This window comes from Akkermansia muciniphila, assembly GCF_040616545.1.
In the GTDB taxonomy this organism is placed as follows: domain Bacteria; phylum Verrucomicrobiota; class Verrucomicrobiia; order Verrucomicrobiales; family Akkermansiaceae; genus Akkermansia; species Akkermansia muciniphila_E.
In genome coordinates this window covers 2,482,684-2,502,692 of sequence record NZ_CP156688.1, presented here as the reverse complement: position 1 = coordinate 2,502,692, position 20,009 = coordinate 2,482,684, and the positions used below count along the sequence as shown (strand labels likewise).

Sequence of the window (20,009 nt, the reverse complement as noted above, 5' to 3'; positions counted from 1 at the left end):
ACACGCTAACCTCTTAAGTTGTTATTTGGCGGGACGCTTGCCGTATGCCAGCGTACGCTTGCCATCCCAGGAAACGGCTTCAATCCGCGTGGAGCCCTCCGGATAGGGAACCGTGGTGGAGGAATTATCCTTGGAATCCGTTCCCACCATGGTGATGCGGACCATTTCCTTATCCTTGTAGGTTTCAAAGACGGCGGCGTTTTTCCACACGTCATGGGAGATGATGCGCCGGTCTCCCTTTTCCGTGATGCCCTGGTTGTAAGCGCCCCGGACGGGAAGGCGGTTTTTGTATGCTTCCACGCTGTTGACGGAAATGTAGTAAATGACGGGGCTTTCCGGCTTCTTGTATTTCCTGGCGTAGGCAACCAGGTTCTTGCAGTCGGATTCCGTGATGGTCATGCGGGCGCAGGTATAGTCGTCCAGCTCCTGGTCAATGGGCTTGAGCATGCCGGTTTTCTGGAAGAAGTCCGTCAGGTCCTGCCTGGAGACGTCACAGGCGTTCTTCATGAAAGCGAGCTGAAGCTCTCCATCTTTCTTGCCCTTGGTATCCATCTTGATGGCTTTGTAGAAAATGTCCGGATAAAAGTCCGGGTTGCCCTTTCCGGCTACCTTGAAATACAGCTCAAGCTGCCACAGCGGAGCCAGCTTGACAAAGTGGTCATGCACCATGGGGCGGTTGTCCCCGCCGGAACGCTTGTCCGGGCCGGCCTGGATGAGCCAGTTTTCCCCCTTCAGGACGCCGTTGTTCAGGTAGGCGTTGAAGCGGCCGCCGATCATGTTGCCGTCTCCGCCGTTGATGCGTTCATGCTCCAGGCGCATGCTGCCGGGGTTCAGCATGTAGTTCACGTAGGCGGAGTAAATGTTGTTGGTCACTTCCCCGGTGGATACCCATTTCATGGCGGGGCGCACCTGGTTCACGTGGCCGAATTCATGGGCAATGCCCCAGGCGCTGCCGGGAATCTTGTCCGGGTTGCCCACTTCCCCCATGGTGCCGTTGTGGAAGGCGGCGCCCGTGCCGTCCGCGTGCATGAAGCCGTTCCAGATCACGCGGCCGAACATCCGGTTTTTAGGCAGCATTTTGTACTTGTACAGCCCCATGATCTGCTGCTCCATGCCGATAATCTTGTCGTACAGGGCGATGAGTTCCTCTCCTTTGTCCGGGCAGAATTTTTTGAGTTCCTCCACCGGGTACACCAGATGGACGCGGCTGCCCACGATGTCCACGACTTCCGTGGGGGAATTTTCCAGCATCTTCTTCCAGTCGCTGTTCTTGCTCACGCCGCCCACGAACACGCCGTTCACCTTGCCGGACGGAATGGACAGGTGCACCTTGGGTGCCTTTTTGTAGTTGGGCGTGAAGTACTCAATGTAGCCCAGTCCCTTGTTCTTCGCCTTGATGATATTGATTCCCTCCTTCAGGGGATAGGAGCTGCGCCCCCCGTCGCGCCCGAAGTTATGGATGACCAGGTTCAGCTTTTCGCCCTTGGGGTCTCCCATTATCAGCAGCACGTCCTCCCCTTCCTCAAAAAAGATGCCGGTGGGGTTTTCAAACTTGCTGTACTGGCTGGTGCGCAGACGGTCCGCCAGGTCCTTCACCGGTTCATACGGTTCCGCCGTGATGGCGCGCGCCTTGCGGTCATATTTTTTATCCGCCATCTGCTGCGCGAGCCCGCGCACGAAGGGATCCTTGATTTTGGCAATGCGGTCACGCGTGACATTGGGCTTCAACGCCAGCATGAAGTCATTGGTGAAGACGTTGGAATCCAGCGCCTTCAGGCCCGCTTCCGTAATCGGAACGGGCCCGGTTTCCTGGGCGGAAAGCACGCCGCCGCCCAGCATGCCGCAGAGGGCCAGTAAAAGGGCCCCCTTTTTCAAAAAGGGTGAAAGGATCATGTTTATAAAACTATACTGATTAGTTTCCAGAATTGTTTCAAGGAAAAATCCTCCGGCGTGAACATGGCCGGAAAAAGACCGTTTTTGTGACATGGGGTATTCCTGCCACCGCTTAAAAACTGTCCATCCCCTTGACGAGGTCCCTATAATGGCACCCGCAACACATTTTTCCACATGAATACAGAAACACATCCATTTCAGGCGGAAGTCCGGCAGTTGCTGGACATTGTCATCAACGCCCTTTACAGCGACCGTGAAATCTTCGTCCGGGAACTCGTTTCCAACGCTTCCGACGCCTTGGAGAAGCTGCGCTTGAAACAACTGACGGATTCCAACATCTACCAGCCGGACAAGCCCCTGGAAATCACCATCACCACGGACAAGGAGAACAAGACCATCACCATCGCGGATACCGGGATCGGCATGACGGAGGCGGACCTGGTGGAAAACCTGGGGACCATCGCCCATTCCGGCACCAAGAAATTCATGGAGGCCCTCAAGCAGAAGCAGGAAGGCGGCGCGGACCTGATCGGCCAGTTCGGCGTGGGGTTCTACAGCTCCTTCATGGTGGCGGACCAGGTGGAGGTTTTCACCCATTCCTATGAACCGGAGGCGGCCTCCCTGCGCTGGACCTCCAACGGGAGGGAAGGCTACAGCATTGAAACGCTGGACGAACCGCTGGACCGCGGCACCCGCATCGTCATCCACCTGAAGGATGAATATGAGGAGTTCTCCCAGGAATACCGCGTGAAGGAACTTCTGCGCCGTTATTCCAACTTCGTGGGCTTCCCGATCAATTTCAACGGGGAGCACATCAACACCGTCCAGGCCATCTGGTCCAAGTCCAAGTCCGATGTAAAGCCGGAGGAATATGACGAGTTCTACCAGTTCATCTCCCACACGGATGAAAAGCCCATGTCCTACATGCATTTCAGCGCGGACGCTCCCATTGTGCTGAATGCCCTGCTCTTCATCCCCAGAAGGAACCCGGAGATGTTCGGCTTCGGCCGCGTGGACGCCAACGTGTCCCTGTACTGCAAGCGCGTGCTGATTGACGCCAAGCCGGAAGGCCTGCTGCCGGAATGGCTGCGCTTCCTGAACGGCGTGGTGGACAGCGAGGACCTTCCCCTGAACATTTCCCGTGAAATGCTCCAGGACAATTCCCTGGTGCGCAAGATCAGCGATATCATCACCAAGCGCTTCATCAAGCACCTGGACAAACTTGCCAAAGACGAGAAGGAGACGTACAAGGAATTCTACGGTCAGTTTTCCCGCTACCTGAAGGAAGGGGTGGTCACCTCCTGGCCGAACAAGGAATCCCTGGGCAAGCTGCTCCGGTTTGAGTCCACCGCTACGGATGCGGGGGAAACGACCTCCTTTGAGGAATACATCACCCGCATGAAGGAAGGGCAGACCGCCATTTACGCGCTCACCGGCCCCTCCCGCTCCCACCTGGAGAACAGCCCGTATCTGGAAGCCTTCAAGGCCCGCGGATATGAGGTGGCCTTTTTCACGGACCACGGGGATGAGTTCGTGCTGGATTCCCTGTCCAGCGTGGACGGCAAGCCCGTCACGATGATTGACCGCGCGGACGTGGAACTTCCGGAACTGGAAGAAGAGCGGAAGGACGCCCTTCCACAGGAAGAGGCCACCGCCCTGGAAGAATGGATGAAGGAACTGTATCCGGAAAAATTCTCCAAGGTGACGCTGGGCAAGCGCCTGGTCAGCGGTCCCGCCGTGGCCCTCCAGACCGGCAATGACATGGGCCCGGAAATGAGGGCGTACATGAAAGCCATGGGGCAGGAAATTCCTGAAAGCCATCCCCAGCTGGAACTGAACCCCTCCAACCCGCTGGTGAAAAAACTCTCCGTCCTGAGGACGGAAAATCCGGAACTGGCCCAGATGGTGGCGGACCAGATCGCGAATACCGCCCTGCTCCGCGCCGGCATGCTGGATGATCCCGCCGTGCTGGCCCAGTCCTCCCAGGCCCTGATGGAGCAGCTTCTGCTGAAGTAGGCTCCGGCAGAAAACGGCCTCCTTTTAAAAGCCGCTCCCTGCCGGGGGCGGCTTTTCCTTTTACCTCCCCCATCATGAACGCATTCCACCGCACGCCCCGGCATTTCCTCTTCCTGAAACTGGCCTACCAGTCCGGCATGTGCCTGCTGGCCCTGGTGGCCGTAACGCTGGCCGCCATTGACCTGACTTCCGAGGCCGCCGAATGGGAAGTCACGGCGGACCGGGTGATTTACTGGATTTTCGTTCTGGATTACGCCGTCCGTTTCTCCTTCAGCCCGCATAAATGGACCTTCATGAAGGAGCACGTGTGGGACCTGCTGGCCATCATCCCCTTTGACGTCCTGTTCCGGCTGTTCCGGTTCGCCTCGCTTGGGGAAATCCTGCGGCTCGCCCGGTATCTGGACCTGTTCTCCTACGCCATGAGGTTCACCACGCGCATCAGGCGTTTTTTCAACACGAACGGGTTCAAGTATATCTGCATCGCCGCCCTGGTCATCATCCTGCTGGGCGCCGTGGGCATCCACCTGGCGGAGGGAATGAGCCTGCCCAACGGCATCTGGTGGTCCTTCGTCACGGCCACCACCGTGGGCTACGGGGACACTTACCCGGTCACCACCCCCGGAAAGTTCCTGGCCGTATTCCTGATGCTCACGGGCATCGGCTTCGTGGGGACGCTCACCAGCACCATCACCTCCTTCTTCCTGCATCCCCATGCAGGAGAACCGCTGCCGTACAGGGAGGAGGAGATTGAAGCCATCAAGAAGAAGCTGGACGGCCTGTCCTCCATGACGGACGAGGACATAGACACCATGGCGGCCCTGCTGAAAACCCTGCGGGACGCCCCGCACGCACCTTCCCCTCCAGGGCAGGAGCCTCCCGCTGCCAGTCCCGGCGCCGTAGCGCAAAAACCGGAATGACCCGGATGCCGGACGGAGTCCGCACGCCTCCTGCGGCCATCCCTTCTTTTTGCCGCAAGACTGACAAAAATCCGTCTGGCATTGCACGGGCAAAGGCGGACAATCCCTCCGTACCGGGGCCGCATGCCGTCCCTCTCCTTTTCCAACCTCTCCGCCTTTCTCCACCATGCCAGTTACCAGCCCCCCCCGCGCCTGGGCCGAAATCGACCTCGGGGCCATCCGCCATAACCTGAACGTCGTCAAGCAGGCGGCCAAAGGCGAGTTTTACATGCCCATAGTAAAGGCCGGGGCCTACGGCCACGGGCTGGAACAGGTCTGCCGCGCGCTGGATTCGGAAGGCATCGCCTTCTTCGGAGTGGCCAATGTGGGAGAGGCGCGGCGCATCAGCCAGGCGGGGTGCCGTACCAGGCCCTACATCCTGGGCCCCTCCTTTCCAGAGGAACGGGAGGAAATCGTGCTGAACGGCTGGCGTTCCTTCATCTCTACCATGGAGGAGGCCGTGCATTACAATTCCCTGGCAAGGCTGTACGGAAAGACGCTCCCCATCCATATTTCCGTGGATACGGGCATGGGCCGCGGCGGCTTCCTGCCGGACCAGCTTGAGGAACTGCTCTCCCGCCTGGGGGAACTGGACAGCCTGTACATGGAAGGGCTGGGCGCGCACCTGCCCTGCGCGGACGAGGACCGGGAGCTGACGCTGAAGCAGATCGCCCGCTTTGAACGGATGGCCGCCCGCATCCGGGAAAAACTGCCCCTGAAGTACTGCCACCTGGCCAACAGCGCCGCTTCCCTGGATTATGAGATTCCCTCCAACAACCTGTGCCGTCCCGGCCTGGTGCTGTACGGCTTTTCCCCCATTCCCTCCCCATGGGCCGCGCAGTTGAAGCCGGCCATGGCCCTGTTCTCCCGCCTGACGGTGGCGCGCACGCTGCCGGAAGGGCACGGCATTTCCTACGGAGGCACCTTTATAACGGATCATCCCACCCAGGTGGCTACCGTGGGCATAGGCTATGCGGACGGCTACCTGCGCTCCCTGGCCCACAAGGGCGCCCGCGTGATGGTGGACGGCGTCTCCTGCCCGCTGCTGGGGCGCGTGACGATGGACCAGATCATGGTGGACGTAAGCGGCGTTCCCCATCCGGAACCGGGCATGGCCGTGGAGATCATGGGACCGAACATTCCCGTGACGGAACTGGCGGAAAAAGCCGGCACCATTTCCTGGGAAATCTTCACCGGAATAGGCCCCCGCGTGCCGCGCCATTACAGCTGATGGGGCGCCTGGCGGAGAAGCGGTTCACGCTGTCCGTTTATTCCGCGCGGTGCCTTCATTCCCGATTGACGCGCAGCCTGAAATATCGTTTAGTTAGCACGTATGATGAAGGTTTCCACCAGAGGACGTTACGCACTGCGCCTGATGATCGACCTTGCCCGGCACCGCGACGACGGCTACGTCTCCCTGAAGGAGATTTCCTCCAGGCAGGACATCACCGTGCGGTATCTGGAACAAATTATCGCCATCCTGCTGAAAGCGGGCTTCGTCCAGAGCTTCCGGGGCAAGTCCGGCGGCTACCGCCTGTCCCGGCATCCGCGGGAATACACCACGGAAGAGATTCTGAAACTGACGGAAGGCTCCCTTCTCCCCATCTCCTGCACGGCGACTCCGGAAAGCCCGTGCCCGCGTGCGGCAGGCTGCGCCACACTGCCCTTCTGGCGGGGGCTCCAGCAGGTCATTGAGAATTACCTTCACCGCGTCACGCTGGAAGACCTGATGGAACAGCAGAAGGAGATAGGCTGCGATTACGGCGCAGGCATTTAACCCGCGCCCGGCGGGCCGGAACGCTTTTTCAACTCACCCGGTTTCAGCCGCATGTCCCACTTTCCCCACCCGGCGCTTGACATCTTCCCCTCCTTTAACTATCTATTCCCTACTTTCCCGATAGGAATATAGAAAATATGAATAAGAATTATCGTTTTGAAACGCGCCAGATCCACGTGGGCCAGGAAAATCCGGACCCGGCCACGGATGCACGCGCCGTGCCTATTTACGCCACCGCTTCCTATGTCTTCAAGGATTCCGAACAGGCGGCAGCCCGTTTTGCCCTGGCGGAACCGGGAAACATCTACAACCGCCTGATGAACCCCACGGCAGACGTGCTTGAAAAGCGCATCGCCGCCCTGGAAGGGGGCATAGGCGCGCTGGCCGTAGCCACCGGAGCGGCCGCCGTCACTTACGCCGTCCAGAACATCGCGCGCGCCGGGGACCACATCGTTTCCGCCGCCAACGTGTACGGAGGCACCTATAACCTGTTTGCCCATACGCTTGCCGAATCCGGCATTGAAACCACCTTCGTGGACGGCAGCGACCCGGACAACTTTGCCAGGGCCATCCGGGAAAACACCAAGCTCCTGTATGTGGAGAGCCTGGACAACCCGAATTCCAACGTCGCGGACATTGAGGCTCTGGCGGAAGTGGCGCACGCCCACGGAATCCCGCTCCTTGTGGACAACACCTTCGCCTCCCCCTTCCTGTTCCGCCCGCTGGAACACGGCGCGGACGTGGTGGTGCATTCCGCCACCAAATTCATCGGCGGCCATGGTACGGCCATGGGCGGCGTGATTGTGGACGGCGGCAAGTTCGACTGGACGCAGAACGATAAATTCCCGGGCATCACCCAGCCCAACCCGAACTGCCACGGAGCCGTGCTGGCGGACATCTGCGGCCCTGCGGCCTACATCACGAAAATCCGCATCACCCTGCTGCGGGATACGGGAGCCACCATCAGCCCGTTCAACTCCTTCCTGCTGCTCCAGGGACTGGAAACCCTCTCACTGCGGGTGGAACGCCATGTACAGAACGCCCTGCGCGTGGTGGATTACCTGGCCGCGCATCCCCAGGTGGAGAAGGTGAACCACCCCTCCCTCCCGGACCATCCAAACCACGAACTTTACCGGAAATACTACCCGAACGGCGGCGGCTCCATCTTCACCGTGGAAATCAAGGGCGGCGCGGAAAAAGCTCGCCAGTTCTGCGAAAGCCTGGAATTATTTTCCCTGCTCGCGAACGTGGCGGACGTGAAGTCCCTGGTGATCCACCCGGCCTCCACCACCCACTCCCAGATGACGGAAGAGGAGCTCAGGGGAGCCGGCATCACGCCCTCCACGGTGCGGCTTTCCATCGGCACGGAACATATTGACGACATCCTTGAGGATCTGGAACACGGGTTCCGCTCCATTCTCTAACACTTTAACGGCAACAACGCTCTTATTTTTAAAAGTCATGAAAATTTACGGCAACATTACGGAACTGATCGGCGGCACTCCGCTGCTTGAACTGGCCAATTACGAACGCAAAAACGGCCTGAACGCCACCATCCTGGCCAAGCTGGAATACTTCAATCCCGCCGGCAGCGTGAAAGACCGCATTGCCCGGGCCATGATTGACGCCGCGGAAGCTTCCGGAGCCCTGAAGCCGGATTCCGTCATCATTGAGCCCACCAGCGGGAACACGGGCATCGGCCTGGCGGCGGTGGCCGCCTCCCGCGGGTACCGCATCATCCTGACCATGCCGGAAACGATGAGCGTGGAACGCCGCAACCTGCTGAAGGCCTATGGAGCGGAACTGGTGCTGACGGACGGCGCGCTGGGCATGAAAGGCGCCATCGCCAAGGCGGAGGAACTGGCCGCAGAACTGCCCGGCAGTTTCATCCCCGGCCAGTTCGTCAACCCGGCCAACCCGGAAGTCCATTTCCGCACCACCGGACCGGAAATCTGGAACGACACGGACGGCAAGGTGGACATCTTCGTGGCGGGCATCGGCACCGGAGGTACAATCACGGGCGTGGGCAAGTACCTCAAATCCCGCAATCCGGAAATCCGGATCGTGGCCGTGGAGCCGTCCGCATCCCCCGTGCTGACCCAGGGAACCGCCGGCCCCCACAAAATCCAGGGCATCGGCGCGGGCTTCGTGCCGGACACGCTGGACACCTCCGTGTATGATGAAGTCATCACCGTCACGAATGAAGACGCCTTTGCCACCGGCAAGGAGCTGGCGCGCACGGACGGCGTGCTGACGGGCATTTCCTCCGGAGCGGCGCTCTGGGCCGCCACGAAGCTGGCGGAACGCCCGGAAAACGCGGGCAAGACCATTGTGGTCCTGCTGCCGGACACGGGGGACCGCTACCTCTCCACCCCCCTGTTCACAGACTGACCCCTCCCATTCCGTTACCATGAAAGAATTCAACCTCCATCTCTACCTGGTCACTGATGAAGCGGCCAAATGCCGCCACAGCCTTCTGGAAACCGTCCAAAGGGCGGTGGACGGCGGCGTCACCATCGTGCAATACCGCTCCACCAATCCGGACGCGGGCACCTGCTACCGGGAAGCCCTGCCCATCCGGGACTTCCTGGCGTCCCGCGGCGTTCCCTTCATCGTTAACAACCGCGTTGACCTGGCGCTGGCGCTGGACGCGGACGGCATCCACATCGGCCAGCGGGACCTGCCGGTGCCGTCCGTCCGGGCCATGATCGGGCCGGATAAAATCCTGGGGCTTTCCGTCTCCAACGCGGACCAGCTCCGCGCGGTGGACGCCGCCCTGGTGGACTACCTGGGCATGGGGCCCGTATTCCCCACCATCTCCAAGCTGAACGCCCCGCCCGTGCTGGGCGTGGAGGGCTTCGCCGCGCTGGCGTCACAGTCTCCCCTGCCCGTCGTAGCCATCGGCGGACTGGATGCGGAACGCGCCCGGCAGGTGCGCGCCACGGGAACCGCCGCGGGAATTGCCGTGGTCTCCGCCATTTGCGGAGTGGAAGACCCGGAAGCCGCCGCACGGACGCTGGCCTGATTGGCGCACTTCCGGAAATACGGGGACAACAAGCACTCCTTCCAGCTCCATGCCTTCATCAACCGATCTTGTCAGCGCCGTCTCCTCCGATCTGGAAAAGATCAGGGAAACGGCCCCGCTGGTCCTCTCTCTGACCAACTCCGTGGTACAGCCCCTGACCGCCAACCTGCTGCTGGCCGCGGGAGCCGTTCCCGCCATGCTTAATGACGCGGAGGAAACGGTGGAAATGCTCCGTGGCGGAACTGCCGCCCTGCTGGTCAACCTGGGCACCGTCACGCGCGGACAGGGCGCCGTCATGCAGACGGCGGTGCAGGAAGCCAACCGGCTGAACATCCCCTGGGTCCTGGACCCGGTGGCCGTGGGCGCTCTCTCCCTGCGCACGCGCCTGGCGGAGCAATTGAAAGAACAGACTCCCCGCATCATCCGCGGGAACGCCTCTGAAATCATGGCCCTGGCTGGCTATTCCGCCGTCACGAAAGGGCCGGAAAGCACCAGCTCCAGCGCGGACGCCCTGCAAGCGGCCAGAGAACTGGCCCTGCACACGGGGGCGGCTGTCCTCGTCACGGGCCGCACGGACTATTCCACGGACGGCCGCCAGGTCATTGCCACGGAAAACGGTCATGCCATGATGTCCCGCGTCACGGGCGTGGGCTGTTCCATGGGGGCGCTGGCCGCCGCCTGCGCCGCCGTCTCCCCTTCCCCGCTTCAGGCGGCCGTATCCACCGCCGTATTAATGGGCATAGCGGGGGAAATGGCCTTTGAACAAAGCCCCGTTCCGGGGTCTTTTGCCGTCTCCCTGCTGGACAGCCTGTACACCCTTTCTCCGGAAGAAATTGCCCGGAGAGCGCGCATCCTGTCTCTTTAACCCCTTACGCCTTCTTCCCATAACCGGGAGGAACAGCAGCGCGCCGCACTCCTTCCGGAATGCGGCGCGCTGAATTCACAGGCCCTTTTTATTCATTCCGCGGAGCGGAACAGCGCAGGAACACCATTCCCAGCGCCGCCATCAACAGCATGCAGGAGGAAGGTTCCGGGACGGGAACAGGCGCCGTTGCCGTTAACGCCGCTGTCATTGAAGCTTCCGGCGCCGCATTCGGCGTCCATACCATGCTCATATCCTTGGAATCCTCACTCTTCTGGAGGCTCCACTGCCCGTAAGAGGCGTAATCCCCCGCCGCGGACGTATCCAATGTAAAATTGCCCGTCAGCGTTGCGTCCGCCCCGCCCTCAATGAAGTTCAGGATATGGGAAGTCCCCCAGAAATCAGAGGAATAGTCGATGGACACCCCCGCCAGCTTCAACATGGCCCCTGCGTCAATCTGGAAAACTCCGGACTGGAGCATCAGGCTGTTGCATGCCAGCTCATTCCCGGCGGAACCGCCCATGGAAAACGTCAGTTCAAAGATAGCTCCGGATTCCAGCGTCACATTGCCGGACAGGGTGGCGGAACCGGAGAGGATGCCTCCATCCTTCACCAGAATATTGTTTCCCAGGCTGACTGGAGCGGCATCCGCATCCAGGCCGCCCAGAAGAAGGCAGCCGCCGGAATTGACCGTCGCGCGTCCCGTCCCGAGAGCCTGGCTGGAAGCCGCAACCAGCGTTCCTCCGTCAATATACGTACCTCCCGAATAGGTATTTCTGCCGGAAAGAACCATGATCCCGGCTCCTTCCTTGCGGAAAGAGCCCTTCACGTTGCCGGAGTTGACAATGTTGGAAGAGACATTCAAATCAGACGCCGCCGTTCCACGCTCTACCGTGAACACAGTGGGACTGGCGCTCCGCAACTGGACGTTTACGTTGTTGATTTCAGAGGCTTTGCCGGAGGCATTTACATGAAAGGAGGCATTCGTCCAGATATCCATGCGGCCTCCGGAAACGCCGTCCACCGTGGCCCCTGTCAGATTGAACACCGTATTCTGGAAGGTCTGGTTGACTTTATCCCCAAAATAGAGGGTTCCACCTGTGATATTCACTTCCCAGACGGAAGTATTCCCTCCGGAGTAACCGAAGCTGTCTCCCCCTTTCAGCGTCACCTGTGCTCCCTCCCGGATGGCCAGGGGACCGCGGATGATGCCGTTGGCGCCCCCGGCGCCCAGGAGCAATGTTCCTTCATTAACCGTAGTTCCACCCGTATAGGAAAGGCGCTTCTGGATGGTGAGGGTGCCGGAACCGTTTTTCACGAGAGCTCCGCGGCCGGATACATCAATATTCACGGCAAAGGCATCAGAGCGGTTGAAGACCAGTACGCCGTTGTTGACGACAGCCCCGGTTCCCAGCGAACCGCTGGTGCCGCCGTCGCCCACGGTGAGTGTTCCCGCGGCAATCGTCGTGCCTCCGCTATAGGAATTATTTCCCGCCAGCACCAGATTGCCGCTTCCATTCTGGATCAACGCCCCCGTTCCGGAAATGGCGTTTTCCGCCGTCACACGGTCCGTCCTGTTGAATGCCAGCGTGCCGTCATTGGCAACGGCTCCCGTTCCCAGGGTGCCGGACGTTCCTCCATTGCCAACCGTCAGGGAAACTCCGGACAGGATGCGCGTTTCACCTGAATAAGTATTGTCCGCGGCCAGGATGACGCCGCCGGACGTTCCCATTCCCTGCGTATCCACCGTCAGGGCATGAGCCCCGCCCAGGGAAGAGGCCACGGTCAGCGTTCCGCCACCGCCGAACAGGTATCCCTGCGTTCCGGCCGTTACGGAGCCGGACAGGACAGCCTGCCCGTCGGCGCCGATATAAGCGGAATCCAGCCCCATGCCGCCCAGGTCCAGGTTCCCCGCATGATTTCCCGTCAGCAGCAGCACGCCACTGGAAGCACGGGATACATGCGCCAGCGCCGCGTCCGCTTCCGTTCCCAAAATGAAGGACGTTCCGTATTTGACCAGGAGATTTCCGGTTTCAGTCCCGAAGGAACGTATATCCGTATAAGCAAGGCGAACTCCCCCATTCAGTTCAATGGCTCCGGAGAAGGCGGCTCCCCCTTCCGAATCACTGTTATGCGCGTTGGCGAGCACTACAGTACCCGTATTGGAACCGTTGCCGATGGACAAGGTGCCGGAACCGCTGAGTTTCAAATTCACCGTCAGCGTTCCGCCCCCGCCCCCTAGGGCCCAGCCGCCGTCCGCGGTCCACCCGGATAAAAGTTCCGTGGTTCCGTGCGTTCCCAAATTCACTTCTCCCACCGCGCCGAGGGACAAGTTTCTGAATCCTTCCAGCCCGGAAATTGACGCCCGGTCTTCCAGCAGCGCGAACGTGCCGGAAGACGCCCGGTCCAGCTTTCCGGCAATGGAGGAAAAACCAGATCCGTCCACGGCCACGGCGCCTCCCGCATCCAGCGTCCAGACAGTTTTTCCAAGAGACCCTGCGGAAGAAGCATGCACCAGGCCGCCTTCCACACGGGCAGTTCCGGAAAAATCGTTATTCCCGTTTTTCAGAAGCAGGGCACCGTCCCCGGACTTGATCAGAGAACCGCTGCCGGATATTTTTCCGGATTCTACGGCCGTGCCGCTATCCACCTCCGCCCGCATCATGGAGCCGGGGCCGGACAGCGTAACATCCCCTCTGTGGCTGCCGCCGGAGAGGATGCCGTACGTCCCGCCGTTTGCCACAATGACGGAAGAAGCAACTTCCGCATGCCCTCCGGTGGAGAACCGGGCGCCCTTATTCACATTCACCACCCCGGTGGAAAAGACGGCCGTCTGCCAGTCGTTCTCATCCACATAGCCGCCCGCGTGCAGGGTGTGCACCCCGGCTACTTTCACTTCACCTCCCTGCAATGTCCACGTTCCGGAATTAATAATGGCTCCGGACAGGTTCCAGACGGACCCTTCCCCCGTGCCGGGCGCGTACACCACATGAAGCTGGCCGTTTCGCATGGACCCGCTGTCCATGAAGCCTCCAAGGTAGTCCTGAGCCCCGCTCCCCGTAAAAGTGAATGTCACGGCGGTATTGGAGCGGAAATTGCCAAAGCAGGCTCCGTAATCCAGATGCGTGATGGCGGACAGGGACAGGTTGTGCCCATACAGGTCAACGGTGCCCCCGCGATGGCCGAAGATGAACTCCCCGGACAGCTGGTTTTCCCCCGCCAGGCGCACCATGGCCCCTCCCCCGTTCAGCTTTACGTTACGGGCCGCATAACCGTCCCGGTCCAGGATCAGCAGGCCGCCTCCGCCCACGTTGATGTCCGCCGCGTTGTTCCCGTGGCCGCTGACCACCAGAGTTCCCTCACCTATCTTTCGCCACTCGTCCCCGGAAGCTCCGGTCAGCAGGGTAGTCACGGTTGCATTCTTTGCAACCACAAAACCGGCCGTATTCAGGCGGTAGGAGGCATTGCCCCCGTCGCTCAGCACGTAATCACGATTGAAGGTCAGGGAACCCGCCCCGGTATCCACGGAACCCTGAAGCACGATGGTTCCGCCGGAGCCGTCAAAAATCAGGTTGGAACACGCGCCTATCTGCGCGTCCGTGGCCCGCTTCCCTTGCGTGGAGGTATCCCCGCGCACTCCGGAAGCCAAACCGATGTAATCCGTGCTGATGCCTCCCTGGACGAACGTTCCGTTTCCGTCGGCATCCGTCACGTTCCAGAGCACGTCCCCACTCGCCGCAACGCTGATGGTACGGTTGAAGCTGTCCACATAATCGCTGGCCCACTGGTTGCCGGAACGCATCTGGCTGTACGTGCCGTAACCGCCCCCGCCATGGGACTGCGTGGCGCCCACCCACTCCCACTTGCCGGAATTCTCATTGAATACATAACAGGGACTTCCGCTGTCCCCGGACTGAGAACCGGACGGCAGGGGACTGGATTCCGAAGGCTTACTGAAATTGTACCAGAAACGGTAGGCCGGGTAGGTCTTGGCATTCTCCGGATCCGGCTCTCCCGTTCCGGGAACGCTGGCCTGACCCTCAAAAACCACCGTCCCTCCGGTCAGGTAACTATAGGCCCGTCCTACTATTTCCTGCCTTCCCTCCCCGGTGGCAATAGCCTGCGTTCCGGCCCCCACCCGCACCGCCAGGCGTCCTTTCATGTTGTCCAGGTATTCCGGATCCGTCAGGTAGGGAGCGTATTCCGCCTCCGTCACGATCTTGCTCAGACGCTGCACGCGGTAATCATAAGCGTAATTCTGCGTATCCCCCCACGCATTCTTCGCAAGCACACACCGGTAGGAATCATAAAACGGCGTCCCCTGGGTGGCGCCGAAGCGTTTGGTGAACGTAATGGACTGTTTATCATAATCATGAGACACGGTGGCAATGAAGCCGGGGCCGCCCACCAGCGCTGCTTCTCCATGATGGGCATCCGCCACTCCGTCAAAATTCATCATTTTGGGGATGGTTCCCACATAATCGCCATTCTTGTCATAGATGGCGACGTCCCTGGCATTGACGTCGAAAATGCCGCGGTTTTCCGCGAAATCACGGTAAGTCTGGAGATCAATGGAATCAGCCATGAGGCCGCCATAGGAGGGGGTAAGGAAGCAGGCTGCACCCAGCAGCCCGGAATAATAGTGAACATTCATGATGAATTAAAGTGAAGTATGATTGGATGAGGAAACAGGAAAAGATGCCGCACTTCCCGCCTCCCGGACCGGGACCGTTTTTAAGAATATCCGGAAGGTCCTCAGGAAGTGCGGCAGGCTCTTCATCAGGCGCGCCGTACACGGCGGCGGAAAATACATGTTCCCAGGCCCGCCAGCACCAGCAGTGCGGAGGAGGGTTCCGGAACCGGCGCAGGAGACGGGGCCGCCAGTAGTGCGGCGGTTTCCGTATGAGCCACCGCAGCCTCGGCATTGGGCGTCCAGACCATGTTCACGGTCTTGGAATCCTCATCGCTCTGGAGGGTCCATGAACCATAGGAGCCGTAATTCCCGGCGCCGGACAGGTCCAGCGTGAACGTTCCCGCCAGGCTGGCGTTTGCGCCGCCTTCTATCAGGTTCAGGATATGGGAGGTCCCCCAGAAGTCCGTGGAATAATCCAGGGACACCGCCGCCAGCTTCAGCTTGGCCCCCGCGTCAATCTGGAAGACTCCGGACTGGAGCATCAGGCTGTTGTACGCCAGTTCATTACCCGCGGAACCGCCCATGGACAAGGTGAACTCCAGTATGGACCCGGCATTCAGGGTAGTGTTCCCGGACAGGGTGGCGGAACCGGAAAGAATGCCGCCGCTCTTCACCAGAATATCATTTCCAAGAGAAACGGAAGCCAGGTCCGTTCCCAGGCCCCCAAGCGCCAGGCGCGCGCCGGAGTTGACGGCCGCCGCGCCGGTTCCCAGAGCCTGGTTGGAGGCCGCTACCAGCGTCCCCCAGTTGACCGTGGTCCCTCCGGAATAGGTATTTCTGCCGGAAAGCACCATGATTCCAGCCCCTTTCTTGATGAAGGACCCCTTCACCCCGGAGGAGTTGACAATGTTGGAGGATACGTTCAGGTCCGTTGCCCCGGTGCCGCGTTCCACCATGAACACCGTCGGGTTGGCGTCCCGCAACTGCACGTTGACGTGTCTGATTTCCGAGGCCTTGTTCGCGGCTTTCACGTTAACCACAGCCTTCGTCCAGATATCCATGCGGCCTCCCGTGACGCCATCCACTACAGCGCCCGTCAGGTTGAACACCGTATTCTGGAATGTCTGGTTGCCATTGTCCCCAAAATACAGGGTACCTCCAGTGATGTTCACGTTCTTCACGGAGGCGTTCCCCCCGGAGTAACCGAAGCTGTCGCCGCCTTTCAGCGTCACCTGAGCGCCCTCCCGGATGGCAAGGTCACCGCGGATCATTCCGTTGGCTCCGCCGTAGCCCAGCACAAGCGTGCCTTCATTCACGGTGGTTCCTCCCGTATAGGAAAGCATCTTCTGGATGGTGAGCGTGCCGGAGCCGTTCTTCACCAGGGAACCTGTTCCGGACATGGCCGCATTAAAGGCCACGGCGTCAGAGCGGTTGAAGGCAAGGACGCCGTTGTTGACCACAGCCCCGGTTCCCAGGGAACCGCTGGTGCCGCCGTCCCCAACGGTGAGCGTTCCCGCGGCAATCGTAGTAGTTCCTGTATAGGAATTATTGCCCGTCAGCACCAGTTCCCCGGAGCCTTTCTGAATCAGCGTCCCCGTTCCGGAAATAGCATTCCCCGCCGTCACTTTGTCCGTCCTGTTGAACGCCAGCGCGCCTTCATTGGCAACGGCTCCCGTTCCCAGGGTGCCGGACGTTCCTCCATTGCCAACCGTCAGGGAAACTCCGGACAGGATGCGCGTTTCACCTGAATAAGTATTGTCCGCGGCCAGGATGACGCCGCCGGACGTTCCCATTCCCTGCGTATCCACCGTCAGGGCATGAGCCCCGCCCAGGGAAGAGGCCACGGTCAGCGTTCCGCCACCGCCGAACAGGTATCCCTGCGTTCCGGCCGTTACGGAGCCGGACAGGACAGCCTGCCCGTCGGCGCCGATATAAGCGGAATTCAGCCCCATGCCCGCCATATCCAAATCCGCCGTACGGTCGCCGGACAGCAGCAGCACGCCGCCGGAAGCGCTGGACACGTGCGCCAGGGCTGCATCCTCTTCCACACCAAGGGCAAACGAGGCTCCGTATTTGACAAGCACATTCTTGTTTTCCAGGCCGAGGGAGCGCACGTCCGTATAAATGAGGTTGACTCCCCCATTCAGCTCAATGGCGCCGGAGAAGGCGGCTCCCTCTTCCGAATCACTGTTATGCGCGTTGGCAAGCACTACGGTACCCGCATTGGAACCGTTGCCGACGGACAAGGTGCCGGAACCGCTGAGTTTCAAATTCACCGTCAGCGTTCCGCCCCCGCCCCCCAGGGCCCAGCCGCCGTCCGCGGTCCAGCCGGATAAAAGTTCCGTGGTTCCGTGCGTTCCCAAATTCACCTCTCCCAGCGCGCCGATGGACAAGTTCCTGAACCCGTTCAGCCCGGAAATTGACGCCTGGTCTTCCAGCAGAACGAACGTGCCGGAGGACGCCTGGTCCAGTTTTCCGGCAATAGCGGAAAAACCGGCGCCTTCCACAGAGAGGGCTCCGGCGGCATCCAGCGTCCAGACGGCCTGCCCGAAGGCTCCGGCGGAAGAAGCGCGCACCATCCCGCCTTCTACCCTGGCAGTTCCGGAAAAACTGTTCTTTCCGTTTTTCAAAAGCAGGGTTCCTTCCCCGGTTTTCACGAGGGAACCGGAGCCTGAAATCACGCCGGACTCCGTTGCGGAACCGGAATCCACCTCCGCACGCAGCATGGATGCGGCACCGGACAACACGACGTCTCCGCTGTGGTTCCCCCCGGCCAGCACGCCATACGTGCCCCCGTCATCCACCTGCACGGCGGAAACTACCAGGGAATGTCCGCCGGTGGTAAACCGGGCCCCGCTGTTCACCTTCACTGTTCCGGTGGAGAAGGCGGCCGTCTGCCAGTCGTTCTCATCCACATAACCGCCCGCGTGCAGGGTGTGCACTCCCGCCACCTTCACTTCCCCTCCCTGCACCGTCCAGGTTCCGGAGTTGAGAATGGCTCCGGACAGGTTCCACACGGAACCTTCTCCCGCGCCGGGGACATACACCACATTCAGCAATCCGTTCTTCAGGGAACCTCCATCCAGCAGGGATCCCAGGAACTTCTGTTCTCCGGAACCGGTAAAGGTGAGCGTTACGTTGGAACCGCCAAGGTAATTGGCAAAAAAAGCCCCGGAATCCAGGTGGGTGATGGCGTTCAGCGTCAAGTCATGGCCGTACATATCCACCACGCCGCCCCGGTGGCCGAAGATGAACTCCCCGGACAACTGGTTTTCTCCCGCCAAACGAACTATCACTCCGCCGCCGTTCAATTTAACGTTATGCGCGGCATAGCCGTCACGGTCCAGAACCACCAGGCCACTTCCCCCCACGTTGATGTCCGCCGCGTTGTTTCCGTGGCCGCTTACGATCAAGTCCCCTTCGCCGATCTTCCGCCACTCGTCCCCGGAGGTTCCGGTCAGCAACGTGGTGACCGTAGCTCCCTTGTTGACCACAAAACCCGCCGTGTTCAGACGCCGGGAAGAATCGCCCCCGTCGCTCAGCACGTAATCACGGTTGAAGGTTAAAGAACCCGCTCCCGTATCCACGGAACCCTGGAGCACAATCGTGCCGCCGGAGCCGTCAAAAATCAGGTTGGAACATGCGCCTATCTGCGCGTCCGTGGCCCGCGTTCCCTGCGTGGAGGTATCCCCCCGCACTCCGGATGCCAGCCCGATGTAATCTGTAGTCACGTCTCCCTGCACGAACGTTCCGTTGCCTTCGGCATCCGTCACGTTCCAGAGCATGTCCCCGCTCGCCGCAACACTGATGGTGCGGTTGAAGCTGTCCACGTAATCGCTGGCCCACTGGTTGCCGGAACGCATCTGGCTGAACTCTCCGTAACCGCTCCCACCCTGGGATTGGCCAGCCCCCACCCATTCCCATTTGCCGGAATTTTCATTGAATACATAGCTGGGGCTTCCGCTGTCCCCGGCCAGGACGCCGATAGGCAACGGATTGGATTCCGAAGGCTTCTTGAAATTGTACCAGAAACGGTAGGCCGGGTAAGTCTTGGCATTCTCCGGGTCCGGTTCTCCCGTTCCCGGAACGCTGGCCTGGCCCTCAAAAACCAGGGTACCCCCGGTCAAATAGGAATAGCCTCCGCTGACCGTGTCCTGTTTGCCGTTGCCCGTGGCAATAGCCTGGGTTCCGGAGCCGGCCCGCAGCACCAGGCGCCCCTGCATATTATCCAGGTATTCCGGGTCCGTCAGGTAGGGGGCGTATTCCGCCTCCGTCACGATCTTGCTCAGACGCTGCACGCGGTAATCATACGTGTAATTCGTCTGGTTTCCCCAGGCGTTCTTGATCACTACGCTCCGGTATTCGTCATAAAATGGCGTCCCCTGCGTAGCGCCGAAGCGCTTGGTGAACGTGATGGTCTGGTTATTGTAATCATGTGATACGGTGGCAATGAAACCGGGACCGCCCACCAGGGCGGCTTCCCCGGCATGGGCATCCGCCAACCCGTCAAAATTCATCATTTTGGGGATGGTTCCCACATAATTGCCCTCCTTGTCATAGATGGCTATATCCTTGGCATTAATTCCAAAGATGCCCCGGTTTTCCGCGAAATCGCGGTAGGTCTGAACATCAAAGGAGTCAGACATCAGGCCGCCATAGGCGGGAGTGAGGAGGCAAGCCGCCCCCAACAGGCTGGAATGATATAAATAATGCAGATGCATGGCAGAACGAGCTTGAGGTTTGAATAATTCAAATCACAAAAAACACAGGTATTCAAAATGTATTTTAAAAGCTCCTCCCGGAATTTAAAAAGGAAGCACATTCTTAAAAATTTTAATTATTCTTTA

Annotated in this window: 11 protein-coding genes; 8 read left to right on the top strand and 3 right to left on the bottom strand. The window is 60.1% G+C overall.

Features of this window, described 5'->3' with window-relative positions:
* Window positions 1-21: 21 nt before the first annotated feature.
* Window positions 22-1,893: a M60 family metallopeptidase gene (locus ABGM91_RS10150; protein WP_354832041.1), complete on the bottom strand. Its 1,872-nt coding sequence runs from the start codon at window positions 1,891-1,893 to the stop codon at window positions 22-24.
* A 174-nt stretch (window positions 1,894-2,067) separates the two neighbouring features.
* On the opposite strand from ABGM91_RS10150, the gene htpG reads away from it, so the two are divergent.
* The 8 genes from htpG (at window position 2,068) to thiM (ending at window position 10,532) form a co-directional block, all read left to right on the top strand.
* Window positions 2,068-3,909, top strand: coding sequence for a molecular chaperone HtpG (htpG, locus tag ABGM91_RS10145; protein WP_354832038.1), 1,842 nt, complete (start codon window positions 2,068-2,070; stop codon window positions 3,907-3,909).
* Window positions 3,910-3,983: 74 nt separating this feature from the next.
* Window positions 3,984-4,826, top strand: a complete 843-nt coding sequence (locus ABGM91_RS10140) for a potassium channel family protein (protein WP_354832036.1) — start codon at window positions 3,984-3,986, stop codon at window positions 4,824-4,826.
* Between the two features lie 166 nt (window positions 4,827-4,992).
* Window positions 4,993-6,096 carry an alanine racemase gene (alr, locus tag ABGM91_RS10135; protein WP_354832033.1) on the top strand — a complete coding sequence of 368 codons (1,104 nt, stop codon included), beginning with the start codon at window positions 4,993-4,995 and terminating at the stop codon, window positions 6,094-6,096.
* A 105-nt stretch (window positions 6,097-6,201) separates the two neighbouring features.
* The gene (locus ABGM91_RS10130) at window positions 6,202-6,642 is read left to right on the top strand and encodes an Rrf2 family transcriptional regulator (RefSeq protein WP_354834862.1); all 441 of its coding nucleotides are present in this window, start codon (window positions 6,202-6,204) and stop codon (window positions 6,640-6,642) included.
* A 137-nt stretch (window positions 6,643-6,779) separates the two neighbouring features.
* The gene (locus ABGM91_RS10125; protein ID WP_215427794.1) at window positions 6,780-8,066 is read left to right on the top strand and encodes an O-acetylhomoserine aminocarboxypropyltransferase/cysteine synthase family protein; all 1,287 of its coding nucleotides are present in this window, start codon (window positions 6,780-6,782) and stop codon (window positions 8,064-8,066) included.
* A gap of 37 nt (window positions 8,067-8,103) precedes the next feature.
* On the top strand, window positions 8,104-9,033 hold the full coding sequence (gene cysK, locus ABGM91_RS10120) for a cysteine synthase A (protein WP_290565123.1): 930 nt from the start codon (window positions 8,104-8,106) through the stop codon (window positions 9,031-9,033).
* 19 nt (window positions 9,034-9,052) lie between these two features.
* Window positions 9,053-9,667 carry a thiamine phosphate synthase gene (gene thiE / locus ABGM91_RS10115; RefSeq protein WP_354832030.1) on the top strand — a complete coding sequence of 205 codons (615 nt, stop codon included), beginning with the start codon at window positions 9,053-9,055 and terminating at the stop codon, window positions 9,665-9,667.
* Between the two features lie 49 nt (window positions 9,668-9,716).
* Entirely contained in the window at window positions 9,717-10,532 is an 816-nt protein-coding gene (gene thiM, locus ABGM91_RS10110) for a hydroxyethylthiazole kinase (protein ID WP_215427800.1), read from the top strand.
* Between the two features lie 88 nt (window positions 10,533-10,620).
* Here the strand turns inward: thiM and ABGM91_RS10105 are convergent, their stop codons facing one another.
* Window positions 10,621-15,183 (bottom strand): S6 family peptidase, encoded by a 4,563-nt coding sequence (locus ABGM91_RS10105; RefSeq protein WP_354832026.1) that lies wholly within the window; start codon window positions 15,181-15,183, stop codon window positions 10,621-10,623.
* Between the two features lie 125 nt (window positions 15,184-15,308).
* Window positions 15,309-19,883, bottom strand: a complete 4,575-nt coding sequence (locus ABGM91_RS10100) for a S6 family peptidase (RefSeq protein WP_354832023.1) — start codon at window positions 19,881-19,883, stop codon at window positions 15,309-15,311.
* Between the last annotated feature and the right edge of the window lie 126 nt (window positions 19,884-20,009).

Coding starts and splice junctions, on each gene's coding strand:
- ABGM91_RS10105 (WP_354832026.1), bottom strand. CDS start 15,183: ATGAATGTTCACTATTATTCCGGGCTGCTGGGTGCAGCCTGCTTCCTT.
- htpG (WP_354832038.1), top strand. CDS start 2,068: ATGAATACAGAAACACATCCATTTCAGGCGGAAGTCCGGCAGTTGCTG.
- ABGM91_RS10150 (WP_354832041.1), bottom strand. CDS start 1,893: ATGATCCTTTCACCCTTTTTGAAAAAGGGGGCCCTTTTACTGGCCCTC.
- alr (WP_354832033.1), top strand. CDS start 4,993: ATGCCAGTTACCAGCCCCCCCCGCGCCTGGGCCGAAATCGACCTCGGG.
- cysK (WP_290565123.1), top strand. CDS start 8,104: ATGAAAATTTACGGCAACATTACGGAACTGATCGGCGGCACTCCGCTG.
- ABGM91_RS10100 (WP_354832023.1), bottom strand. CDS start 19,883: ATGCATCTGCATTATTTATATCATTCCAGCCTGTTGGGGGCGGCTTGC.
- ABGM91_RS10125 (WP_215427794.1), top strand. CDS start 6,780: ATGAATAAGAATTATCGTTTTGAAACGCGCCAGATCCACGTGGGCCAG.
- ABGM91_RS10130 (WP_354834862.1), top strand. CDS start 6,202: ATGAAGGTTTCCACCAGAGGACGTTACGCACTGCGCCTGATGATCGAC.
- thiE (WP_354832030.1), top strand. CDS start 9,053: ATGAAAGAATTCAACCTCCATCTCTACCTGGTCACTGATGAAGCGGCC.
- thiM (WP_215427800.1), top strand. CDS start 9,717: ATGCCTTCATCAACCGATCTTGTCAGCGCCGTCTCCTCCGATCTGGAA.
- ABGM91_RS10140 (WP_354832036.1), top strand. CDS start 3,984: ATGAACGCATTCCACCGCACGCCCCGGCATTTCCTCTTCCTGAAACTG.